The sequence below is a fragment of the Vibrio sp. M250220 genome, from assembly GCF_036533795.1.
Lineage (GTDB): Bacteria > Pseudomonadota > Gammaproteobacteria > Enterobacterales > Vibrionaceae > Vibrio.
Genome location: NZ_JATABI010000100.1, coordinates 1 through 3,204 on the forward strand (window position 1 = coordinate 1; position 3,204 = coordinate 3,204).

The 3,204-nt window shown below is 43.0% G+C and carries 6 protein-coding genes and 1 pseudogene; 4 read left to right on the forward strand and 3 right to left on the reverse strand.

Going from position 1 to position 3,204, the window contains the following annotated elements:
* Positions 1-235: 235 nt before the first annotated feature.
* The 3 genes from QTN94_RS19405 (at position 236) to QTN94_RS19415 (ending at position 1,330) form a co-directional block, all read left to right on the forward strand.
* Positions 236-574 (forward strand): cytosolic protein, encoded by a 339-nt coding sequence (locus QTN94_RS19405; RefSeq protein WP_331428589.1) that lies wholly within the window; start codon positions 236-238, stop codon positions 572-574.
* Between the two features lie 193 nt (positions 575-767).
* Positions 768-1,013, forward strand: coding sequence for a type II toxin-antitoxin system CcdA family antitoxin (locus QTN94_RS19410; RefSeq protein WP_331418740.1), 246 nt, complete (start codon positions 768-770; stop codon positions 1,011-1,013).
* Positions 1,013-1,330: a CcdB family protein gene (locus tag QTN94_RS19415; RefSeq protein WP_331418741.1), complete on the forward strand. Its 318-nt coding sequence runs from the start codon at positions 1,013-1,015 to the stop codon at positions 1,328-1,330. The genes QTN94_RS19410 and QTN94_RS19415 overlap by 1 nt, the downstream gene beginning before the upstream one ends.
* 141 nt (positions 1,331-1,471) lie before the next feature.
* Here the strand turns inward: QTN94_RS19415 and QTN94_RS19420 are convergent, their stop codons facing one another.
* Positions 1,472-1,954: an Lrp/AsnC family transcriptional regulator gene (locus QTN94_RS19420; RefSeq protein ID WP_331418742.1), complete on the reverse strand. Its 483-nt coding sequence runs from the start codon at positions 1,952-1,954 to the stop codon at positions 1,472-1,474.
* 121 nt (positions 1,955-2,075) lie between these two features.
* Here QTN94_RS19420 and QTN94_RS19425 point away from each other — a divergent pair, with 121 nt between their 5' ends.
* Complete coding sequence (locus tag QTN94_RS19425; protein ID WP_331418743.1) at positions 2,076-2,612, forward strand: GNAT family N-acetyltransferase; 537 nt, start codon at positions 2,076-2,078, stop codon at positions 2,610-2,612.
* A 59-nt stretch (positions 2,613-2,671) separates the two neighbouring features.
* Here the strand turns inward: QTN94_RS19425 and QTN94_RS19430 are convergent, their stop codons facing one another.
* Positions 2,672-2,938, reverse strand: a complete 267-nt coding sequence (locus tag QTN94_RS19430; RefSeq protein ID WP_331418745.1) for a DUF2999 family protein — start codon at positions 2,936-2,938, stop codon at positions 2,672-2,674.
* Positions 2,939-3,117: 179 nt separating this feature from the next.
* Positions 3,118-3,204: pseudogene (locus QTN94_RS19435) on the reverse strand (IS200/IS605 family transposase); the annotation flags it as partial.

A 3,204-nucleotide genomic window follows, 5' to 3' on the forward strand; every position in this document is an offset into this window, starting at 1 on the left:
TGTCGGTCGAATACAGCAATCTGAAACACATTTTTTGCTAAATCGATACTAATAAGCCTATATTTCATGTTGGTCACCTTTATCCTTGATTCTGTCAAAAGTTAATCATGGCACATTGCGATGCCGAGATAGAGGTGACCATCTCATCATACACCATAATATAAAACAGTCAGCCCTTCCCCTGTGATGCTCTTAAAGTGATACAATCTGCGCATCAGAATTATCGAGAAACTCTATGTTTATCCATCATGTTAACGGCATCGACTGGCTGGTGATTACCGCTTTTGAAGAACTGAAAACCATGTTTATCGAAGACGCTGGAGCGATCCCCTCTTGCTTCTCTACCGCCAGCGAATTGAGCCTGATTGATCAAGCAAAACGCGCTTATGGCTACCTGCCAACATTGAGTGGAGTCATCACCGATACCGGCACTTTTCAAAGTCAGGATAACGAAGAAGATTTAAACCCACAGCTTGCCTGCCTAGTTGAGGGATGTGGTCGGGTGTTTATCTATCACGGTGGCTTTGTCGCTTTTGTCGATGATGAGCAAACCTTTATTACCCGAATGGACTGACAAGTTTTCGGTAAGTAGATATCGGTGAATTAAATGTAGCCGGGTCTTATCTTCAGTAGAAGCTCAATCCTGCGGTTGTTCGATGACGGTAAAAGACAGATTAGAATATGTATTTTGAAGCCATAGTTGATTGTTATATGCCTAGCTTCTATCTATACTTAGTGCGTATTAATAATGCGCATACGGTTACTTTATGAGAAATGCATATAGCACAAACGCACCTAAAAAGGCTACAAACCTGAGTCTAAACAGCGAGTTGCTCGCCGAAGCTAAACGCCTAAACATCAACCTGTCAGCGACAATGGAAAAGGCGTTGGAAAAAGAAGTAAAGCAACAATTGAAAGCTGAATGGTTAAAGCAAAATGCCGAAGCGATTGAAGCTTGTAATGACTTAACTGTCAAACATGGACTATTTTCCGATTCATACCGAGTATTCTAATGTCCCAATTTACGCTTTATAAAAACAACGAAAAGCGCACGGCTAGCATTTACCCATATTTTGTGGATGTTCAAAGCGAGTTACTAGATTCTTTGAATACTCGATTGGTTATTCCCTTAACTCCTGCTGAGTTGCTTGAGAAAAAAGCCCCTAGTCACCTGTGTCCTACGATTCATATTGATGAAGGTGACTTTGTGATTCTTACCCAACAGATGGCTAGTGTACCAATTAAAATTCTGACGACTCCAGTCAACGATCTAAGCGCATTTAGAAACGAGATTATCGCCGCTATCGATTTTTTGGTTACCGGCATATGACGCTTTGTGAAGCGGGAGCAAGGCAATTCCGAAGTTATTGCATATCACTATAATGTCTCTTTACGGGATGCTGACTTATTAACTTGTGCGGATACACTCACATCTACAACCCAGAAGATTCAAATCAGTCTGATTGCCCTTCTAACTCAACGGCAACTGGAAAGTACTCTTAATCTCTTTAACCGATACATTGGACTGAATCGCGCTCACGCCTTTTACCCGTCTTATTGAGCTGATGCGATCAAAGTATTCATCTAAGTCTTTTGCGACTACCTGAACGATGTAATCTGCGCCGCCAGCTATACAGTGACACATGGTGATCCAGTCTGATTCCGCTACATAGTCCTCAAATGGGTCAGTATTTTCCACTTCATGACTGCCCAGAGTCACCAGAGTAAAGCCCGAAACCTGAAAGCCAAGCTTCTTGCGGTTCAGTCTTTCGGCATAACCTTCGATGTAGCCCTCTTGTTCCATTTTCTTCCAGCGGCGCCAGCATGGCGTTTCGCTCAGATTAACTTCTTCCGCTAACTTGCTGTTGCTGATGCGGCCATCTTTCTGGATACGTTCAAGAATGGAAAAATCTGTACTGTCTAACTCAAAGTTGGTGGATTCTTTCTTTTTCATAGGCTAAATAGAAATAATTTTCTCAATTTAATGATTACCATAACCCAGATAGCAATTTTATTCCTGTAGAGATAGGTAGACTGGATCTCATATCGCAACAATGACTTTATGGGAGTGAGCAATGAGTGCTCAGTTAATGACAGCTTTTATGCTGTTCGCAATTTCAATGACTCCAGGTGCGGGGAATATTGCTTTAATTGGTCTGTCGTTCGCTCCTCGGAGTGGATTACTGCTTACTCCACAGCAGCAACCTTACGCTTATGATAGTAGGGAAACTCTACTTTCAGGCAAAGGCAGTCATCTCCTAGCGGCTAGTGAACACTTACTCTTACTCGATGACAATCCACCGATCAAACGTATTGGTATCACCTTTCGTCCCGAGGGTCTGTTTATCCTTCAGCATTCGATTAACGTCGTACAGCCGATGAGCGCAATCAACCAGTGTCAGATGATGACTGAGCTAGGATTTACCGAACTGGACGCACATAAGGTAAGTGCAGATTGTTACGCGGAAAATGTCGGTTCTTACAAAACTCTTGAGAAGTGTGGCTTCGTTCAGGAAGGACGTCAGAAAGACTACTATAAGCTTGAGCACGGTTTTGATGACAAGCTCTATTATGGCATGACAGCCGAGCAGTTCAGTGCATTAAACCGCTGATAAAGCAAAAGGCCGTTAAACACCTTAGTCGGATTTAACGGCCTTTTTGTATCAAGTGCTTAGTTAGCCTGGTTCTGGCTCTGAAGCTTCTCTTTCGCTTCTTCAACTTTAGAGAAGTCCAATCCCAACTCTTCAACCGCTTCTTTGATTAGCGCAGGGTTTTGCATGACTTGCGCCATCAGCATTTGAAGTTTGTCTTGAGGTAAGCCCAATTGACTGATAGATGCCATTGCAGCAAAAGGGTTTTGTGTCAGAGTCTGAAAAATCTCGTTGATTTGTGCGTCGCTGATGTTGCTTTCTTTTAGCAGTGCAATAATCGGATTCATCATGTTTCCTTTTTAGTTGGTACTCATTTCGCCAGAGTGTAGCACTGGTTCGGGTACGATTGAACTCCCAGCCGGCAGGATTCCAATGCTACTTTGTAGGGCGATGTTAGTCGCAGATGTAAATTACCACCTTCTAAAGAAGGTGGCTTTGTGTGAGCCCCCTAAAAGGGGGCCTTTGTTTAATCCAACGCCAACTGGTGCTGCTCTACTCGCTCTTGCTTCTCTTGATGTCTTACATATCGGCGTATGATTTCTTCATTGATTCC

Coding starts and splice junctions, on each gene's coding strand:
- QTN94_RS19405 (WP_331428589.1), top strand. CDS start 236: ATGTTTATCCATCATGTTAACGGCATCGACTGGCTGGTGATTACCGCT.
- QTN94_RS19415 (WP_331418741.1), top strand. CDS start 1,013: ATGTCCCAATTTACGCTTTATAAAAACAACGAAAAGCGCACGGCTAGC.
- QTN94_RS19410 (WP_331418740.1), top strand. CDS start 768: ATGAGAAATGCATATAGCACAAACGCACCTAAAAAGGCTACAAACCTG.
- QTN94_RS19430 (WP_331418745.1), bottom strand. CDS start 2,938: ATGAATCCGATTATTGCACTGCTAAAAGAAAGCAACATCAGCGACGCA.
- QTN94_RS19420 (WP_331418742.1), bottom strand. CDS start 1,954: ATGAAAAAGAAAGAATCCACCAACTTTGAGTTAGACAGTACAGATTTT.
- QTN94_RS19425 (WP_331418743.1), top strand. CDS start 2,076: ATGAGTGCTCAGTTAATGACAGCTTTTATGCTGTTCGCAATTTCAATG.